The sequence below is a fragment of the Microbacterium istanbulense genome, assembly GCF_037204145.1.
GTDB classification, from domain to species: Bacteria; Actinomycetota; Actinomycetes; order Actinomycetales; family Microbacteriaceae; genus Microbacterium; species Microbacterium istanbulense.
Map to the genome: position 1 here is coordinate 1 of NZ_JBBDGN010000018.1, position 16,230 is coordinate 16,230.

Annotated in this window: 16 protein-coding genes and 1 pseudogene; 8 read left to right on the top strand and 9 right to left on the bottom strand. The window is 67.1% G+C overall.

Annotated features, from left to right (window positions below):
* Nucleotides 1-106: 106 nt before the first annotated feature.
* From WDU93_RS14160 to WDU93_RS14170, 3 genes are read right to left on the bottom strand one after another with little or no spacing between them, the layout of a single operon-like run.
* Entirely contained in the window at nucleotides 107-931 is an 825-nt protein-coding gene (locus WDU93_RS14160) for a type II toxin-antitoxin system VapC family toxin (protein ID WP_337321779.1), read from the bottom strand.
* 6 nt (nucleotides 932-937) lie between these two features.
* On the bottom strand, nucleotides 938-2,035 hold the full coding sequence (locus tag WDU93_RS14165) for a HigA family addiction module antitoxin (RefSeq protein ID WP_337321782.1): 1,098 nt from the start codon (nucleotides 2,033-2,035) through the stop codon (nucleotides 938-940).
* Between the two features lie 13 nt (nucleotides 2,036-2,048).
* Nucleotides 2,049-2,351 (bottom strand): type II toxin-antitoxin system RelE/ParE family toxin, encoded by a 303-nt coding sequence (locus WDU93_RS14170; RefSeq protein ID WP_337321784.1) that lies wholly within the window; start codon nucleotides 2,349-2,351, stop codon nucleotides 2,049-2,051.
* Nucleotides 2,352-2,692: 341 nt separating this feature from the next.
* On the opposite strand from WDU93_RS14170, the gene WDU93_RS14175 reads away from it, so the two are divergent.
* Nucleotides 2,693-4,279, top strand: a complete 1,587-nt coding sequence (locus tag WDU93_RS14175) for a hypothetical protein (RefSeq protein ID WP_337321786.1) — start codon at nucleotides 2,693-2,695, stop codon at nucleotides 4,277-4,279.
* Between the two features lie 166 nt (nucleotides 4,280-4,445).
* Here the strand turns inward: WDU93_RS14175 and WDU93_RS14180 are convergent, their stop codons facing one another.
* Nucleotides 4,446-4,673, bottom strand: coding sequence for a helix-turn-helix domain-containing protein (locus tag WDU93_RS14180; protein WP_337321788.1), 228 nt, complete (start codon nucleotides 4,671-4,673; stop codon nucleotides 4,446-4,448).
* A gap of 125 nt (nucleotides 4,674-4,798) precedes the next feature.
* Between WDU93_RS14180 and WDU93_RS14185 the strand changes: the two genes are divergently transcribed.
* Together WDU93_RS14185 and WDU93_RS14190 are read left to right on the top strand one after the other, a co-directional pair.
* Nucleotides 4,799-5,107 carry a hypothetical protein gene (locus WDU93_RS14185; RefSeq protein ID WP_337321790.1) on the top strand — a complete coding sequence of 103 codons (309 nt, stop codon included), beginning with the start codon at nucleotides 4,799-4,801 and terminating at the stop codon, nucleotides 5,105-5,107.
* Between the two features lie 200 nt (nucleotides 5,108-5,307).
* Nucleotides 5,308-5,451, top strand: a pseudogene (locus tag WDU93_RS14190) (zinc finger domain-containing protein); the annotation flags it as partial.
* A 26-nt stretch (nucleotides 5,452-5,477) separates the two neighbouring features.
* On the opposite strand, the gene WDU93_RS14195 reads toward WDU93_RS14190, so the two are convergent.
* Complete coding sequence (locus WDU93_RS14195) at nucleotides 5,478-6,488, bottom strand: LacI family DNA-binding transcriptional regulator (protein WP_337321792.1); 1,011 nt, start codon at nucleotides 6,486-6,488, stop codon at nucleotides 5,478-5,480.
* Between the two features lie 137 nt (nucleotides 6,489-6,625).
* Between WDU93_RS14195 and WDU93_RS14200 the strand changes: the two genes are divergently transcribed.
* The 4 genes from WDU93_RS14200 to WDU93_RS14215 all read left to right on the top strand — a co-directional run bounded on the left by WDU93_RS14200 (nucleotide 6,626) and on the right by WDU93_RS14215 (nucleotide 11,837).
* Nucleotides 6,626-8,641, top strand: coding sequence for a beta-galactosidase (locus WDU93_RS14200; protein WP_337321794.1), 2,016 nt, complete (start codon nucleotides 6,626-6,628; stop codon nucleotides 8,639-8,641).
* On the top strand, nucleotides 8,638-9,552 hold the full coding sequence (locus WDU93_RS14205; protein WP_337321797.1) for a carbohydrate ABC transporter permease: 915 nt from the start codon (nucleotides 8,638-8,640) through the stop codon (nucleotides 9,550-9,552). The genes WDU93_RS14200 and WDU93_RS14205 overlap by 4 nt, the downstream gene beginning before the upstream one ends.
* The gene (locus WDU93_RS14210; protein WP_337321799.1) at nucleotides 9,549-10,442 is read left to right on the top strand and encodes a carbohydrate ABC transporter permease; all 894 of its coding nucleotides are present in this window, start codon (nucleotides 9,549-9,551) and stop codon (nucleotides 10,440-10,442) included. Before WDU93_RS14205 ends, WDU93_RS14210 begins: the two co-directional genes overlap by 4 nt.
* Nucleotides 10,443-10,505: 63 nt before the next feature.
* Nucleotides 10,506-11,837 (top strand): ABC transporter substrate-binding protein, encoded by a 1,332-nt coding sequence (locus tag WDU93_RS14215; protein ID WP_337321801.1) that lies wholly within the window; start codon nucleotides 10,506-10,508, stop codon nucleotides 11,835-11,837.
* A gap of 157 nt (nucleotides 11,838-11,994) precedes the next feature.
* Here WDU93_RS14215 and WDU93_RS14220 read toward each other — a convergent pair whose 3' ends face one another.
* The gene (locus tag WDU93_RS14220; protein ID WP_337321803.1) at nucleotides 11,995-12,936 is read right to left on the bottom strand and encodes a Dyp-type peroxidase; all 942 of its coding nucleotides are present in this window, start codon (nucleotides 12,934-12,936) and stop codon (nucleotides 11,995-11,997) included.
* Nucleotides 12,937-13,050: 114 nt separating this feature from the next.
* Here WDU93_RS14220 and WDU93_RS14225 point away from each other — a divergent pair, with 114 nt between their 5' ends.
* Nucleotides 13,051-13,677 (top strand): HAD family hydrolase, encoded by a 627-nt coding sequence (locus WDU93_RS14225; RefSeq protein WP_337321805.1) that lies wholly within the window; start codon nucleotides 13,051-13,053, stop codon nucleotides 13,675-13,677.
* Nucleotides 13,678-13,680: 3 nt separating this feature from the next.
* Here the strand turns inward: WDU93_RS14225 and WDU93_RS14230 are convergent, their stop codons facing one another.
* Genes WDU93_RS14230 through WDU93_RS14240 form a run of 3 tightly spaced genes read right to left on the bottom strand, consistent with a single transcriptional unit; the run spans nucleotide 13,681 to nucleotide 16,147 of the window.
* The gene (locus WDU93_RS14230) at nucleotides 13,681-14,763 is read right to left on the bottom strand and encodes a GNAT family N-acetyltransferase (RefSeq protein ID WP_337321807.1); all 1,083 of its coding nucleotides are present in this window, start codon (nucleotides 14,761-14,763) and stop codon (nucleotides 13,681-13,683) included.
* A complete protein-coding gene (locus WDU93_RS14235) occupies nucleotides 14,760-15,857 on the bottom strand; it encodes a GNAT family N-acetyltransferase (protein WP_337321810.1) in 1,098 nt (365 codons plus the stop codon). The genes WDU93_RS14230 and WDU93_RS14235 overlap by 4 nt, the downstream gene beginning before the upstream one ends.
* Nucleotides 15,858-15,871: 14 nt before the next feature.
* Nucleotides 15,872-16,147 carry a hypothetical protein gene (locus WDU93_RS14240; RefSeq protein WP_337321812.1) on the bottom strand — a complete coding sequence of 92 codons (276 nt, stop codon included), beginning with the start codon at nucleotides 16,145-16,147 and terminating at the stop codon, nucleotides 15,872-15,874.
* Nucleotides 16,148-16,230: the final 83 nt, after the last annotated feature.

The following is a 16,230-nucleotide window of genomic DNA, read 5'->3' on the forward strand; positions in this document are numbered from 1 at the left end:
TCTCAAGCTCGCGCTGGACACACGCAGACACGGGCTCAGCCGAAACTGAGCGTGACGGGAGGCGGCCCGGCGGTCGACGTCGCCTGATTCCAAGGGGTCTACGCGGTCATCGACCAGGCGGCGGAACCTGATCAACGTGCGAGCGCAGACTCAGAGGGCGGTTAATGTAGCGGTCTCCTCGCTGCGTTGAGGCGGGGTCCGACGATCCTGCATCTGATGGAGCAGAGGGCAAGGCGATGTACAGGCCATCGTTGCTCGGCACGGTCCAACCGTGCTCGCGGTAGAAGTCGTTGAGCTGAGCATCAGCGGTGACTAGGGGGATTCCGGTGACGAGGGACGTGGCGGCGACGTACATATCGTTCATCGAGTTGCGTGCCGTGCCCTTCACATGTTGGCCGCTGTCGACGAACGCATTTGCTAAGGCCACCGCCTGCAGGGCAATTGCGTCGTCGAGGGGGATTATTGCTTCTAGCTCCGCGCGCAGGAACTCCCACTTGCTCAGCACTCGGCGCAGCTGCTTGGTTCGCAGACCTCGGGCGGCGTACGCCCGGAAGAGCCGATCGTCTCCAGTTTCGTGCGCGATCGCGACAGCTGCGTGTCCCAGCTCCCGTGACTCATGGCGCAGTCGTGAGACCGGCACGACGAGGCTGTCTGTGTGCCGGGAGACCGGGCGGTGTTTTGCGTGATCGGACGCCCAGCGGAAGAACTGGTCCGGCGCAAGGTTGGCGCGGAGGAGAAGGCGATCGTTCATCATGGGCAGGGCGTAGCGGTAGCCTCCCTCACGGTCTGGTCGCTGCATCCCCAGGACCTCCTGCGCAGAGGTCGATGCCGCGACCAACGTCGACTCGCCCAACAGGCCGTGCTCCACTAGCTTTTCCGGAGACAGCATGTTGGTGTCAAGGAGAAGCAGGTTTGAGTGTTCAAGGAACACGCTCCATCACTCCGTGAAGCTGCCTGCGAGATCAACGCACAGTCGATTGCCGAACCTGTAGTCAAGCAGCCTGCGGCGGTGCATCTGGTGAACGGCGACGCCCGGCGCGATGCCGATCTCCCGAGCCTTGTCGGCGATCTCCCGATCGTAGGAGAGGCCCCTGAACTGCGATATGCCGGCCTCGCCGAACAGGAGCTCCATCGCGAACGCGTTGGCCCCCTTCTCCGCCGCGGAGTTGCGCTTCTTCTCGGTGCTGTACTCCACGTGCATCTCACCGCGGGGGTCGTTGAGGACGTGGCCGAGCTCATGGAAGAGCGTCCAAATGACGAAGCCGTCCTTGCCCCAGCGGCCGGTCTGCTGGATCACCGGCACGCGCTTGTCGATCCATCGCGTCATACCCAACAACGGGAGCCTTTTGGGTGGCTCCACGACCATGAAGACGACACCGAGGTCCGCGAGCATGTTGGCGATGTCGCGGAGCATGGTGGAGTCGGGCGTTGCTGCACGGGCACGAAGATCGGGCAGGGCTGTCCGGAGCTGCTCGGCGTCGTAGTCGTAGCCGCGCCCGCGCTCGAAGGGCTCCGCCAGCTCGGCGGCACGCAGCCAGGTCGTGAGCAGGCTCCGATCGAGCGTCGTGCCCGAGTCCTTCAGTGCGGCCAGCGCGTAGTCGCCCTGCGAGGCCTCCTCGTGCAGGTGAACGTAGGCTTCCCACGTCCCGCAGCGGTGGAAAGCGAGGAAATCGGACACGAGCTTGCCGGGAGCGCGCTTGGTGGCCGCCGTCGCGCCGATGCTGCGCAGGTACGTGACCGCTGACGGGGCGATTTCGTCGATGTGCCCCGCGAGGTTCTCCTCGTCGGCGATGCGGGCCAGGTCGGCCCGGTACAGCGCCTCGTACTTCAGCCAGGTCTTGGCGGGGATGCCCACGACGCGCTCGAGGCGCATCGCGGTGTCGCTGGTGATGGGCGCGCGCCCGTTGACGATCTCGTTGACCTGCTTGCGGCTGCTTCCGAGGAGCTCGGCCACCCGCTGCTGGGACAGGCCATGGTCGTCGATCCACTCCTCCAGGTACTCCCCGGGAGCGACGGCGTAGTTGGTGGCGGTCATGGTCTCTCCTTCCTCAGTGGTAGTCCTCGATGTCGACGACGGTCACGTCGACAGCGTTCAGGGCGTTGGGCGTGGGCTCGACGACGAGCCGCCAGTTGCCGCTGAGCTCGCTGGCCCATGTTCCGGCTCGCTTGCCCTTGAGGTCATGCCATGCGCCTCCGGGGTCGTCGTTCGGCAGGTCGCCGAGCGTATCCGAGTTCTCCAGGGCCTTGATCCGCAGCCGGAGCTTTTTCTTCAGATCAGGTCGCTTCTTCTGCATCTCGCGCTCGTCGGTGCACAGCTTCGCGAGCTTCTTGTCTTTGTACTCTACGCGCAATCAGTGTCACCGATCTCGTTACAGCCTAACGCAGCCTTCACTGAGATTATGCCCGAACATTGGCCTGGTCGCTGACCTAACACGGGTGCCTGCATCTGCCGACCGGTACCTGGTGTCGAGCACCGCGGAAGTGATCCGTGTCTGCGCCAGGTCCTAGGCGCTCCGCGTGCTGCGCTGGTTCTCGAGCTCCCCGGCGATTTCTCGGGCTACGTCAACGTCGTTGGAGCCGTCGGCGTTCAAGCATTTCGAATGCAGCGTGTCCGATGCCGTCGATAGGGTCATCTTATGGATGAAAGAGCGCCAGGGGAGCGGCCCCTTTCGCGGATCTAGGGGGCATCAGCATGAGCGTTCTATACAGGGCAGTGTGGTCGGACACGTCCACGCGGGACCGTACGACGGTCGTCGAGCGGCTCAGGACGTGTGTGGCTGGATGGACGTACGAGTCGCCGGACGCGAAACCTCTGGTCGATGGGGTCAGCGAGCTCGACGTCTCTCAGGGGCGGCACCGCGAGGTGAGCGTTCGGTCGATGGGCTCGGATTCGTTCGAGGTGATCTCGACGGATCAGGTCCCCGAGGACCCGACGGAATGGGCGACCGTGATCCGTGTCGTCGCCGACGATGATGGCGTCCACACGCTCGTGGAGTTGAGTATGTCGTCCGACGACCTCGCCCGCCGTGTCTCCGTCGGTCGCCCGAGGATCGTGCACGACCTGCTCGGTGTCGTCGAGAAGCCGCATCTCGGCGGAAGCGGGGTTCCGATCGAGCCGCTTGCCGTGCCCGCAGCAGGCATCGCCATCCTGGTCGAGATGCTGGCGAAGCCGGAGCGGACGCTTCCGATCATCGTCTGCGCCGAGCCGAATCCCGAGCACGACGACTCGTGGCTCCGAACTGCCGGGACGATCGCGGCGCGCGCAGAAGGCATCGCTGCGGTCGTCACCCTTGACCGAGCTGCCGTGGCCGCCTTCAGACGCGAGTTCGACGCGCTCGCGATCTGGGACGGCGGCGTCCGCGTGTACGCGCCCGGCATCGTTACGCCGGACGCAGACGGATGGCGACACCGCTACTACCTCCGCTCGCGGTTCGAGGAGTCGCCTCGCGTGACGGTCGACCGCATTGTCTACTCGGTCGCGCAGCTGTCGACGAGGCGTCGTGTCCCCGCCGCCTTCCGCGTCTTCGGAGAGCAGAGCGGGCTGCCCGCGGATGCGCTGGACGGCATGGTCCCAGCGAAGGACCTTGCGGATGCGCGCGAACGATGGGAGCAGGACCTCGACGTGGCCCGCAACGAGCAGAGCTCGCTGGAGAAGGAGCTCGCCAGCGCGAACGGGCATCTGGCGCGACTCAAAGATGAGCTGATCGGCCGCGGTCTCGCGGCCCTGCTGTGGGGGACCCAGCACGAGGAGACGGCTTCGATCCCGGACTCGGTGCAGGACTCGTCGGAGGCCGTCCTGGCCGCACAGATGTATCTCGCCGATTGGCTCGTACTGCCGGACTCCGCGATTCGTGAGCTCGACGACATCGATACTGCGCCTGAGGCCTTCAATTGGGGTAACAAGACGTGGCGCGGTCTCCGCGCTCTCGCGGCGTACGCTCAGGACCGCGCCGCGGGCTGGGAAAAAGGCGGCTTCTGGGAGTGGTGCGCGTCGGGCCCTGTGCTCGGGTGGCCCGCCACGAGCAAGAAGCTGTCCATGACCGAGAGTGAGGGCGTGCAGAACGGCGGCAAGTTCAAGGGGACGCGCGTTTTCAAGGTGGACACCGCCGTGCATAGCTCAGGCGAGGTCACTATGCTCGCCCACCTGAAGATCTCCGAAGGAGGCGGCAACCTCGCGCCCCGGGTCTACTTCTACGACGACACGAGCGGCCCGACCAAGAAAGTGCACGTCGGACTCGTCGGGCCGCACTATCTCGTCCCGAACAAGTCCACGAACTAGCCGATCGGCGAGCGCGCCGGGCTGCGCTCTGAGGGCGTGTTCCGACGCTCTCACCGATCGGCTAGCCCCGGTTTTCCAGACGGACGGGTGGGCGGTCCGCGCCCCGGCCCGTGTGGAGCAGGTGATCGCCAAGGTCCGGGCCCTCGCCGACGGCGGGGGAGCGTGATCAGGGCTCGATCGTCGACAGCAGTTCCGACGGCGATACTTCCAGCCCGCGCGCGAGCTTCACGATGATGTCCAACGTCGGGTTGCGCCGTGACCGCTCGATCCCGCTGATGTAGGTACGATCAAGCCCGACATGGTGGGCGAATGCCTCCTGAGAAGTCCAACCACGGGCGCGGCGCAACTCGCGAAGGTGCTCGCCGAAGGCGATGCGGTGCGCCGGAATCGTCATGCTTCAACGATTTCGACTACGCTGACGATGAGTCGACGGACTATGAGTCACATCTTGTTTCGTCGGCGGTGCTGGTGGGGGAGCGCTGGTTTCCTTCCCTAGACGAAAGCAAGAGCAGTAACGCCGTGCCCTCCGCCCCCGAACGACTCGACATCATCGCAGCGGCCGAGCGCATGCGCTGCAGCGAAAAGGCGATCCGCCGCCGCATCAACAAAGGCACCTTGCCTGCGGTGAAAGAGCGAGTGATCGGACGTCACGGCCGACCGGTCTACAAGGTCTTCGTGAACGTGGACGAGCTGGAAGCGTCCTTCGCGCCGATCCCGATCGGGCCAGCTGCAAAAGAACAGTTGGTCAGAGAGGTCACGGCGGCCGCGCCCCAGTTCACCGAAGAGCAGCGGGAGCTTCTCCTACGCGTGATTCGGTCCAACCAGTGAGGTGAACGATGCTTGGTGATGTCCCAAGGCGTCCAAGTTTGTCCACCCCGAGATTCGGCGATTCGAGGCTCATAGTCGCGCGATCAACCCCCGTGATAGAGTCCCTGCATCCCCGATTTGACGCCATTCACTAGTCGATACAAGCAATCCCGAATGGATGGACGCGAATGGACGGTATTGGAACATCAATGCATCCGATTGGGGAGAATGGTTATTTCGCGCACTCCCTGAACGCGTACGGGCGTGGGGGAGAGGCGTGCCCGCGCTGCGGCCGCCCGATCACCCGGGTCGCGTTCATGAACAGGTCGTCGCACTTCTGTGCGTCCTGTCAGCGGCGGCGCTGATCGCCGTCGACAGCGGCAGCCGGCGTTCAGGCCGAGTCGCGCCACACCACAGGTGTGTCGAGGATGATCCCGTCCGGGCCGCTCTCATCGCCCTGCAGCTGAGCGAGCACTGACGCTGCGGCGGCCGCCCCGAGCCCCTCGGCCGGCTGGTCCACCGTCGACAGCTGCGGCGAGGTGCGCGTGGCCCACGAACTGTTGTCGAATCCGACGATGCCGACATCCTCCGGCACGCGCCGGCCGGCCTCGCGCAGCGCCCACAGCGCGCCGGCCGCGACCGCGTCGGAAGCGGCGAAGACACCATCAAGGTCGGGAGCGCGTGCGAGCAGTCGCGCCATGGCGCCCGCCCCATCGGCATAGGAGTACAGCGGCACCTCTTCGACCAGGTCGGAATCGAACCTGTCGCCGAGCGCATCGGTGAAGCCCGCGAGACGATCGGTGCCGGAGTCACGGTCGAGGGCGGCGGCGATCATGCCGACCCGCGTGCGGCCGGTCTGCAGCAACCGCGTCGTGACGTCGCGAGCGGCTCCGCGGTTGTCGACACCCACCCAGGCGGCGTCGACGTCAGGCGGATGCCCGACATAGGCGACCGGGAGTCGGAGGCGTGCCACGGCAGTCGTGATCGGATCCTGTGCACGCGCCGAGACGATGACGGCGCCGTCCACGAAGCCGCCGTTGAGATACCGGGCGACGCGTTCGGTATCGCGCACCGAGTCCACGACCAGACACACCATCTGGTAGTCGGCCTCGGACAGCGCCTGGTTCGTGCCGAGCATGATCGCGCCGATGTTCGGATCCTCCAAGAACACCGCGTGCGGCTCGTGCACGATGAACGCGACCGCCTGCGTGCGCTGGCGTACGAGGTTGCGGGCAGCGGTGTTGGGCACGTAGCCGACGGCCCTGATCGCGTCTTCAATGGCCTCGCGCGCGGCATCCGAGACATAGCCGCCGTTGAGCACTCGACTCACCGTTCCCCGCGAGACGCCCGCGACGCGCGCCACATCGTGAACGGTGCTGCGGCGGCGGGCGGAGGGGGTCATGAACCACAGCCTATCGACCGAGGCTTGACGCGGGCGGCATTGACCTGCAACGATGTGTGCACGTTCACAGAAAATCCACCCGGTTCTGTTCTGACATCACCTGTGCACGTTCACACATTCGCAAAGGAGCGACCTGCATGACCGCCGTATCCGACCGCATCTCCGCCCTGACGGCGGGGCAGGGCCTTGCCTTCGGATGCGACTACAACCCCGAGCAGTGGGATCGCAGCGTCTGGCCCGAGGATGTGCGCCTCATGCAGCAGGCGGGCATCGGCCTGGTCGCCGTGAACATCTTCGGCTGGTCGTCGATCAACCCGGCCAAAGACGTCTGGGACTTCACCGCACTCGACGAGATCATCGACCTGCTGCACGCGGCCGGCATCCGCGTGAACCTCGGCACCGGAACCTCGTCGCCCCCGCCCTGGTTGACCGCGCGCCACCCGGAGATGCTTCCGGTCGGGATCGACGGCACCACGTTCCACCCGGGCGGTCGCCAGGGCTACTGCCCGAGCTCGCCGGTGTTCCGGGCCTACGCCGACGAGGTCGTCGCCCGCGTCGCGGAGCGCTACGGAGCGCATCCGGCCGTGGCCCTCTGGCATGTCTCCAACGAGCTCGGCTGCCACAACACCCTCTGCTACTGCGACACGAGCGCTGAGGCATTCCGCACCTGGCTGCGCGCACGCTACGCCGACGACATCGCAGCACTCAACGCCGCCTGGGGCACCACCTTCTGGAGCCAGCGATACACCGACTTCGACGACATCCAGCCACCGCGTCAGGCCCTGTCGCTGCGCAACCCCGGTCAGGTGCTCGACTTTCACCGCTTCAGCTCCGACGAGCAGCTCGCCCTCTACCGCGCCGAGGCGCGGATCCTCCGCGCCCGCACCGACATCCCGGTGACGACCAACTTCATGGTCACCGCGCACATCCGCACGCTCGACTACTGGTCGTGGGCATCGGAGATGGACATCATCGCCAACGACCACTACCTCGACCGCCGGCTCGGCGACCCGCATGCCGAGCTCTCCTTCGCCGCCGACCTCACCCGCGGCCTCGCCGGCGGCGAGCCGTGGCTGCTCATGGAGACCTCGACCGGCGCGGTCAACTGGCAGCCGTACAACCTCGCCAAAGCGCCGGGGGAGCTGCAGCGCAATATCGCCGCCTATGTCGCGCGCGGTGCTGACGCCATCTGCTTCTTCCAGTGGCGCGCCTCTACCCAGGGAGCCGAGAAGTACCACTCGGCACTCGTCCCGCACGCGGGAGAGGATTCCGACCAGTGGCGCAGCGTCGTCGAGCTCGGCGGGCTGTTGGAGCGGCTCGGCGTCGTGGCCGGCACCCGCGTCGTGGCCGACACCGCTCTGCTGTTCTCCTGGGAGAGCTGGTGGGCGGCCGAGAACGAGGGCCGTCCCAGCGAAGGTCTCAGCTACCTCGGCCAGGTGCACGCCGCCCATGCGGCGCTCGCGGATGCCGGGATCGTCACCGACATCGTCGCTCCAGGGGCCGACCTTGCCGGCTACCGCCTGATCGTGGTCCCCGCGCTGCACCTGATCACCGACGCCGACGCCGCGCGCATCGCTGAGGCGGCCGCCGCCGGCGCCACCGTGCTGGTGACCTTCTTCAGCGGCATCGTGGACGAGCAGGACCGCGTGCGCACCGGCGGCTACCCCGGTGCCTTCCGCGACCTGCTCGGCATCCGTTCCGAGGAGTTCGCACCCCTGCTGCCCGGTGAGACGGTGACCCTCACCGACGGCACCACAGGCCTCGTGTGGAGCGAGCGGTCGCACGTGACGGATGCCGAGGTGCGCGCCTCTTTCGTCGACGGCCCCGCCGCGGGTTCTCCCGCCGTCACCCGGCGCCGTCATGGTGACGGCGCCGCCTGGTATCTCGCCACTCAGCCTGCCCGCGAGGACTACGGGCGACTCATGGCCGAGGTCGCGCACTCGGCCGGTGTCGCCCTCGACGTCTGCTCCGGCGCCGGAGCAGACGTCGAGATCGTCCGGCGGCGCGGTGAACAGGGCAGCTTCCTGTTCGTCATCAACCACAGCGACGAAGACATCACGGTCGGCATCAGCGGCCACGACCTGGTCACCGACGGCCCCACGGACGGTGCTGTGCCCGCGGGCGCCGTCCGCATCATCAAGGAGGATGCATGACATCGACGCTCGCGCCATCGGTCGGCGCGCCACCCCGGCGACGCCGCGTGCCGCACAAGGCTGCCATCGCCACGCTGCTCGTGCCGTTCGGCATCCTGTTCCTGCTCTTCTACGTGCTGCCCATCCTCTACGCGTTCTGGCAGTCGCTGCTCGTCGTCCGCAGGGATGGAACTTTCGGCAAGGCCGAGCAGGTGTTCGGCGGGTTCGCGCAGTACGCCCTCGTCTTCCAGGACGAGGCGTTCTGGTCATCCATGGGGCGGATGCTGCTGTTCGGCGTCGTGCAGGTGCCGATCATGCTGGGGCTCGCGCTGCTGTTCGCCCTGCTCCTGGACTCACCGCTGGTGAAGGGACGGCGCTTCTTCCGCCTCGCCTACTTCGTGCCCTACGCCGTGCCCGGCGTGATCGCCGCGATCGTCTGGGGATCCCTGTTCTCGCCCAACCTGTCGCCGTTCACGGCGCTCACGAAGAACATCGACTTTCTCGGGGCGGACCTCGTGCTCTGGTCGATCGCCAACGTGGTCACCTGGGTCTACGTCGGCTACAACATGCTGATCATCTACTCCTCCCTGCTGTCGATCCCGCAGGAGCTCTATGAGGCGGCACGACTCGACGGTGCGGGGCAGTGGCGCATGGCCTGGTCGATCAAGATCCCGCTCGTGCGCCCGGCGATCGTGATGACCGCGATCTTCTCCATCATCGGCACGCTGCAGCTGCTCGCCGAGCCGCAGGTGTTCCGCTCGTTCAGTTCTGCGGTCACCAGCACGTACACCCCGAACATGACGGTGTACGCCACGGCGTCCATCCCCAACACCAACCTCGCCGCGGCCCTCTCGGTCGTCCTCGCGGTGACCACCTTCGTGCTCTCGTTCGGGTTCATGAAGTACATGCAGCGCAAGGAGCAGAACGCATGAGCACTGCGACGATCACCGCCCCGCGCGCGGTGAAGACCCGCCGTTCGCCGATCCGTGAATCGGGCATGTCCCGCACGGGCGCCATGCTCATCATGGTCGTCTTCAGCGTGTACTTCCTGCTGCCGCTGTGGTGGCTGCTCGTGGCCTCCAGCAAAGACACCGGCGACATCCTCACCACCGCGCCCCTGTGGTTCTCGGACTTCCAGCTGTGGAACAACATCGGCGCCGTCTTCGCCTACAACGACGGCATCTACGGTCGCTGGCTGTGGAACTCGGTGCTGTACGCCGCCCTCGGCGGAGCCATCGCCACCCTGCTCGCGGCCATGGCCGGGTACGCCCTCGCCAAGTACCGGTTCCCCGGCCGCGACGTGATCTTCAACGTCGTGCTCGGCGGGGTGCTGGTGCCGGCCACGGCGCTCGCCCTCCCGCTGTTCCTGCTGTTCAGCCAAGTGCAGTTGACCAACACGTTCTGGGCCGTGTTCCTGCCATCCATCGTCAGCCCGTTCGGCGTCTACCTGGCGCGCATCTTCGCGGCGCAGTCCGTGCCGGACGAACTGCTCGAGGCCAGCCGGCTCGACGGTGCGGGGGAGGTGCGCACGTTCTTCACCGTGAGCATCCGACTCATGACGCCGGCTCTGGTGACGATGTTCCTCTTCCAGTTCGTCGGCATCTGGAACAACTTCTTCCTGCCGATGATCATGCTGCGAAGCGAAGAGTTCTTCCCGGTGGTCTACGGCCTCTACACCTGGAACACCCAGCTGAATCAGATTCCCGAGCTGCGCAGCCTCCTCCTCGTGGGCGCGCTGCTCTCGGTCATCCCGCTCATCGTCACATTCCTCCTGCTCCAGCGCTTCTGGCGCAACGGCCTCGGCGCCGGCGCGCTCAAGTGAGCAGGCGGCCCGGCACGCACCGCCGGGTCTGCACCACCTCCCGTCATCACGAAAGGACACGAAATGCAGCATTCGAAGAAGAAGACAGCCGCGATCCTCGCCATCTCCGCCCTCGCCCTCGCGGGCTGCTCCTCCGGCACCAGCGACACCGACACCGACACCACGGATGCCGCGGCCTGCGCGCCCGCTGACGGCGACGTCACGCTGGAGTTCACCACCTGGGTCCCCGGCATGGAGGATGTCGTGGAGCTCTGGAACGCAGAGAACCCCGACATTCAGGTGAAGGTGCAGACCGGCCCGAACGGCAACGGTGGCACGTACCAGAACTTCTTCAACCAGATCAAGGCGGGCGATGCGCCCGACCTCGGGCAGGTCGAGTACGACGCGCTGCCGAACTTCCTGGTGCAGGACGGCCTGGAAGACCTCAGTGCGTGCGAGGACGTCGTCGCCGCCGAAGCCGACTTCGTCGACTGGACGTGGGGGCAGGTGACCCTCGGGACCGACGGCATCTATGGCATTCCGCAGGACAGCGGTCCTATGGCGCTGTTCTACCGCGCCGACCTGTTCGAGGCCAACGGCATCCCCGTGCCCACCACCTGGGACGAGTACCGCGACGCCGCCGTGAAGATCCGCGAGGCCGGCGGCTACATCACCAACTTCTCGCAGTCGGACATCAACCAGTTCGCCGGCTTCGCATGGCAGAACAACGCCCAGTGGTTCGCCAGCGACGACGCCGGATGGGATGTCACCCTCACCGGGGATGCGACCACCGCTGTCGCCGACTACTGGCAGGGGCTCATCGATGACGACCTCGTCTCGACGGTGCCCGCGTGGACCGACGAGTGGAACAACGCCTACAACTCTGGAGATGCGTGGACCTGGCCGTCTGCGGTCTGGGGAGCGAACTCGATCGCGAGCGGCGCCCCCGACACCGCCGGCAAGTGGGCCGTGGCCCCGCTGCCTCAGTGGGAGGCGGGCGACACCGCGGCCGGCAACTGGGGCGGCTCGTCGACCGCCGTGCTGAAGGGCAGCGAGCACCTCTACGAGGCGACGAAGTTCGCGCTGTGGCTGAACACCTCTGACGAGGCCATCACCGCCCTGGCCGAGAGCGCGAGCCTGTACCCGGCGACGAAGGACGGACTCGACCTGCCCGTCTTCGCCGACGGCGTGGAGTTCTACGACGGCCAGAAGATCTACGACGTCTTCTCGGCCGCCGCGCTGGAAGTCTCCCCGGACTTCGCGTGGGGACCCACGATGACGCAGACCTACGCCGACGTCTCGGACGGGTTCAAGGCAGCCGTCAGCGGTGACGGCACGCTCGCCGACGCTCTCGCCGCCGGACAGACCGCGACGATCGACGCACTGAAGGCGGCGTCGATTCCGGTCAAGGAGTGACGAAGAAGGCCTGAGGGTCGAACACGGAGGGCCCGCGTGTCGTGGTGACGCGCGGGCCCTCCGTCGTATCCGGGGCGCCCTTCGACGGGCTCAGGGACCCTTCGTCTCGTCGCTGCGCTCCTCGCCCAGGGACCGGTGCGCCGACAGGCACGAGGTGTCAGTCGTCCGCGAGGGAGGCGAGGAACGTCGCCGAGGGGGCGAAGAACGTCGTGCCGGTGTGCGCCGTCGAGAAGTCGAGGATGCGGTCGTACAGGCCCGGCGGGTCGCCGATGAACATGCGCTCGAGCATCTTCTCCAACACCCACAGCCGGCGGGTGTACCCGATGAAGTAGGTGCCGAACTCGCCGGCGGCAGGGCTGCCGAAGGGCATGTTGTCGCGCAGTATGTCGTGTTCGCCCTCGGCATCCTCGATCGTGTTCAGGGTCTTGTGCGACTTCTGGCCCTCTTCGGCATCCGGCAGCTCGATGTTGTCGAGCTTTGTGCGACCGATCACCGCCTCCTGCTGCTCTGCGCTCTGCTGCTCCCACGCCCCGACGTCATGCAGGTACTTCTGCACGACGACGTAGCTGCCGCCGGCGTACGCGGCATCCTCATCGCCGACGAGCGTCGCGGCCGGCAGGTCAGGACCCACCGGGTTGGCCGTGCCGTCGACGAACCCGAGCAGGTCACGCGCGTCGAAGTAGCGGAAGCCGATCGTTTCGTCTTCGGTGCGGGCGTCGGGCCCCAACCCCGAGATGATGAGGCGTTCGAGCTCGAAGCAGAGATCACGACGCTCGGCGCGAATGTGGAACAGCAGGTCGCCGGGTGTGGATACCGCGGTGTGCTGTGCGCCCGCCACGACGGGGAACGGATGCAGATCTGCGGGCAACGGATGCCCCGTGAGCGCCGGCCAGATGCGGGCACCGATGCCGATCGTGCATGAGAGGTGCGCATCGAGATCACGGAAGCCGACGGTCTTCACGAGATCTTCGATGCCGGACACCACCTCGCGGGCGGCGTCGACTCCTGCATCCGACACCGTGACGACGAGGAAGATCGCCGTCGAGGTGAGCGGTGCATCGATGCTCTGCGGCGCGATCGGAACGCGGTGGGCGGTCATGGGCGTCCTCTCCGTAGGGGCATTATGAGCACGATCCCACACGTTCGCCGTGCGCGCGACCCGGCGCAGCGTGCGCCGACCGATCGCGCAGGTTCCTGCCGTTAGAGTGGCCGGATGCCGGAGCGTCCGTGGATCCTGTTCGACATCGGCGGCGTGCTGGAGCTCGTCGACGACGACACCTGGCCGCATCAGTGGTGGGACCGCTGGCGTCGGCACGCCGGGCTCAGCGCCGAGGAGTTCGAGGCCCGTCTGGCTGTGGCCGACCTGCCTCCGATCGACATCGAGACGGGCACGGGGGAGCGCTTCTGGGGTGCCGTCGGACGGATGCTGGGCATCGATACCGACGACGTCGCCGTGATGCGGGCCGATTTCTGGGATGCCTATTGCGGCACCGGAAATACCGAGCTCTTCGCCTACATCGAGACGCTGCCGGCCCGCGCCAACCTCGCAATCCTCTCCAACTCGGTCGACGGGGCACGAGAGGAGGAGGAGCGGCGCTTCGGCCTCTCGCGCCTGTTCGACCCGATCTGCTACAGCCACGAGCAGGGCGTGAACAAGCCGGACCCGCAGGCATACCTGCGCGCGCTGGAGCGGTTGAACGCTCGCCCGGATCAGGTGTTCTTCGTCGACGATCACTCCGAGGCGATCGACGGCGCCGCCGCTGTCGGCATCCGTGGGGTGCTGCAGCGGGACAACGCCGTGACGATCGCGGCCATCGAGGACTTTCTCGTATCGCGCTGACCGTCAGTCGAGCTTGCGCTGCCACGCCCCCGCATACGACACCGGCACAAAGCCGAGCGCCTCGTTGATGTCGAGCATCGGACGATTCTCCTCGGCGTTGAACGTCGTCACACGCGGCGACTGCGGAGCCACCTCACGCCATCGCAGCAGGTTCGCGCACTTGACGAGCATGCCGAGCCGGTGACCACGATGCTCCTTCAACACGAGCGTGCAGTACTGGTGTGTCGCCTCGGTCGGGTCGGCACCGATGACGAGCTCGTTGAACGCCGCGATCGTGCCGCTCGGCACATGCTCGACACCCACCACAGACACCGTCTGCCCACCCGCCGCGAAACGCGCGTCACGCCGAACGATGCGCTCGGCGTCCCAGGTCTCCTCGTCGACTTCCAGCGCGCCGCTCGGGGCATCCGTCGACATCCGCGACAGCGCCCAGGCGTATCCGTCGCGCCACTCCGGCGGCGTCGGCACGGTCCATGCCACCACCCGGTAGTCGGGGCCGGCAGCGGCCAGCGCCGCGTCGTAGGCCGCTTCGATGGCATCCATCGGTGCCTGCAGATCGAATGCGCTGTTGCGCTCCACCTGCTCGAAGGTGAATCCGTGTGCGAGCAGGGCACGCGCGTGCGGCGTCTCCGGAACGGCGCCCCAGCCCGTCGCCGGTGTCAGCAGCTCGGCCTCCTTGCCCGGCCGGTGCAGTGTCCACGCCTGCAGGACGCGTCGCCCCAGCGCCCGGGTCTCGCGCTCGGCGAGCTCCAGCAGGGCATCCTCGATGCCGCGTCCCCACTGCTCGGGCAGCAGCAGGATGTCGAGGTTCGTGCTCGTCGGCTCGGCCGTCGCGTACTCGAACACTCCCGCTCCCACGATCAGCCCACCCTCGCGCGCGACGAAGTAGCGCTGCACGAGATCGGTCTCATCCTGCCACCGCGCGAGCATCTCCTGGGGCGTGCTCGCCAGGTCGGGCACGCCGGATTCGAGCAAGCAGACCGCGTTGTTCAGTTCGACCACGGCGAGGAAATCCTTCGCGTCCGCGGCGTCGACGGAGGACGGTGCGGTGATCTCCTCCAGCATCGGAATCGCGTTGTCGTTCATCTCAGTTCCTTCTTCCAGGCGCCTTCGTAGGCGACCGGGGTGAAGCCGATGGCTTCGTTGATGGAGAGCATGGGCCGGTTCTCCTCGGCGTTGTAGGTGACCACTCGCGATGATGCGGGATGCCGTGCGTGCCAGCTCCGCAGCCCAGCGGTCTTGACGAGCATGCCCAGGCGGTGGCCGCGGTGCTCGCGCAGCACCAGTGTGTCCCACTGGTGGGTGGCCTCTCGCGGGTCGGTGCCGATGGCCAGCTCGTTGAAGGCGCACAACTCGCCGGTTCTCGTGTGCTGTGCCGCCGTGATCTGCATCGACCACCCCCGGATCAGCACGCGCTCCTCTTGTTGCGCGACGCGGATGGCGTCCCAGACCTCTTCGGGGGACCCCAGATCGGCGTCTGGTGCGTCGGTGGACATCCGTGACTTCAACCAGGCGAATCCGTCGGCGTGCTCGGGCGGGGTGGGGGCGCCCCACTGCACGATGCGGTAGTCGGCGGCGTGCGCGGCGGCGTCGACGTACAGGGCGTCGAGGTGGGCGAGCGTCTGTGCATCCCAGGTGAGGGCGCTTACGCGCTCGACCTGTTCCAGCGTGAAGCCGTGACGGACGAGAAAGCGCGCGCTCCGGTCGGAGGGCACCGAGCCGAACCCGGTCGGGGGCGTGAGCGACTCACGGCCGGTGCCGTCGTCGTGGTGCTCGGCCCAGGTGAGGATCTTGCGGATGCCGGCGGCGCGGGCCACCGACTCCAGATGCGCGAAGGCAGCCGAGCCGATGCCGCGTCCGGCGTGGCTGTCCAGCACCGCGACGGTCGCGCGGGCCGTCTGCCCGTCTTCGTCGCGCAGGAGGTCGATCGAGCAGCATCCGATCACCTGGTCGTCGACCAGCACGGCCCAGCGCAGACGCTCGCAGTCGGGCGTGCTGAACAACATCGGCAGCAGCGCCTCGGCGCTGAGCGCATCATCGTCGCGACCGGTCGACTCGAGGATCGACTGATTGCGCGCGGCGGCGTACTCGCGGATGAGCGGTGAGGGCGCTGGGTCCGCCCGAGCCGGGAGCTCGAGCGGACGCAGCATCGCGCCAGCGGGGAGGGAGATGGTGGTCATGGTCTCTTCTCGTCTCATCGCAGCTGGCGCTGCAGATCGTAGGTCAGCAGGGTGATGGCCTCGTGCTCGGTGATGCGCGGCGCCACCGGACGGCGTCCGGTCGTCGGCGTCGCGTCGGGCTTCTGGCGGAGGCTGCGGCGCAGCAGCCAGAGGCCGACCGTGAGGCTGAGACGCTCGGCGGGAGTCAGCCGGCGGCGAGCGTCGTCATCGGGGATGGTCAGGGTGCGAAGACCCGTGGTATCCGGCGGGTGGGTGGACAGCAGAGCGGTGCTCTGGGACGTGGTGTTCACGAGTGTGCTTTCTGAGACAGCTCTGCGGGCAGAGCAGCAGGGGATGCGGGTGAGCCGACCAGACAGGTCGGTGCCGCGGAGCC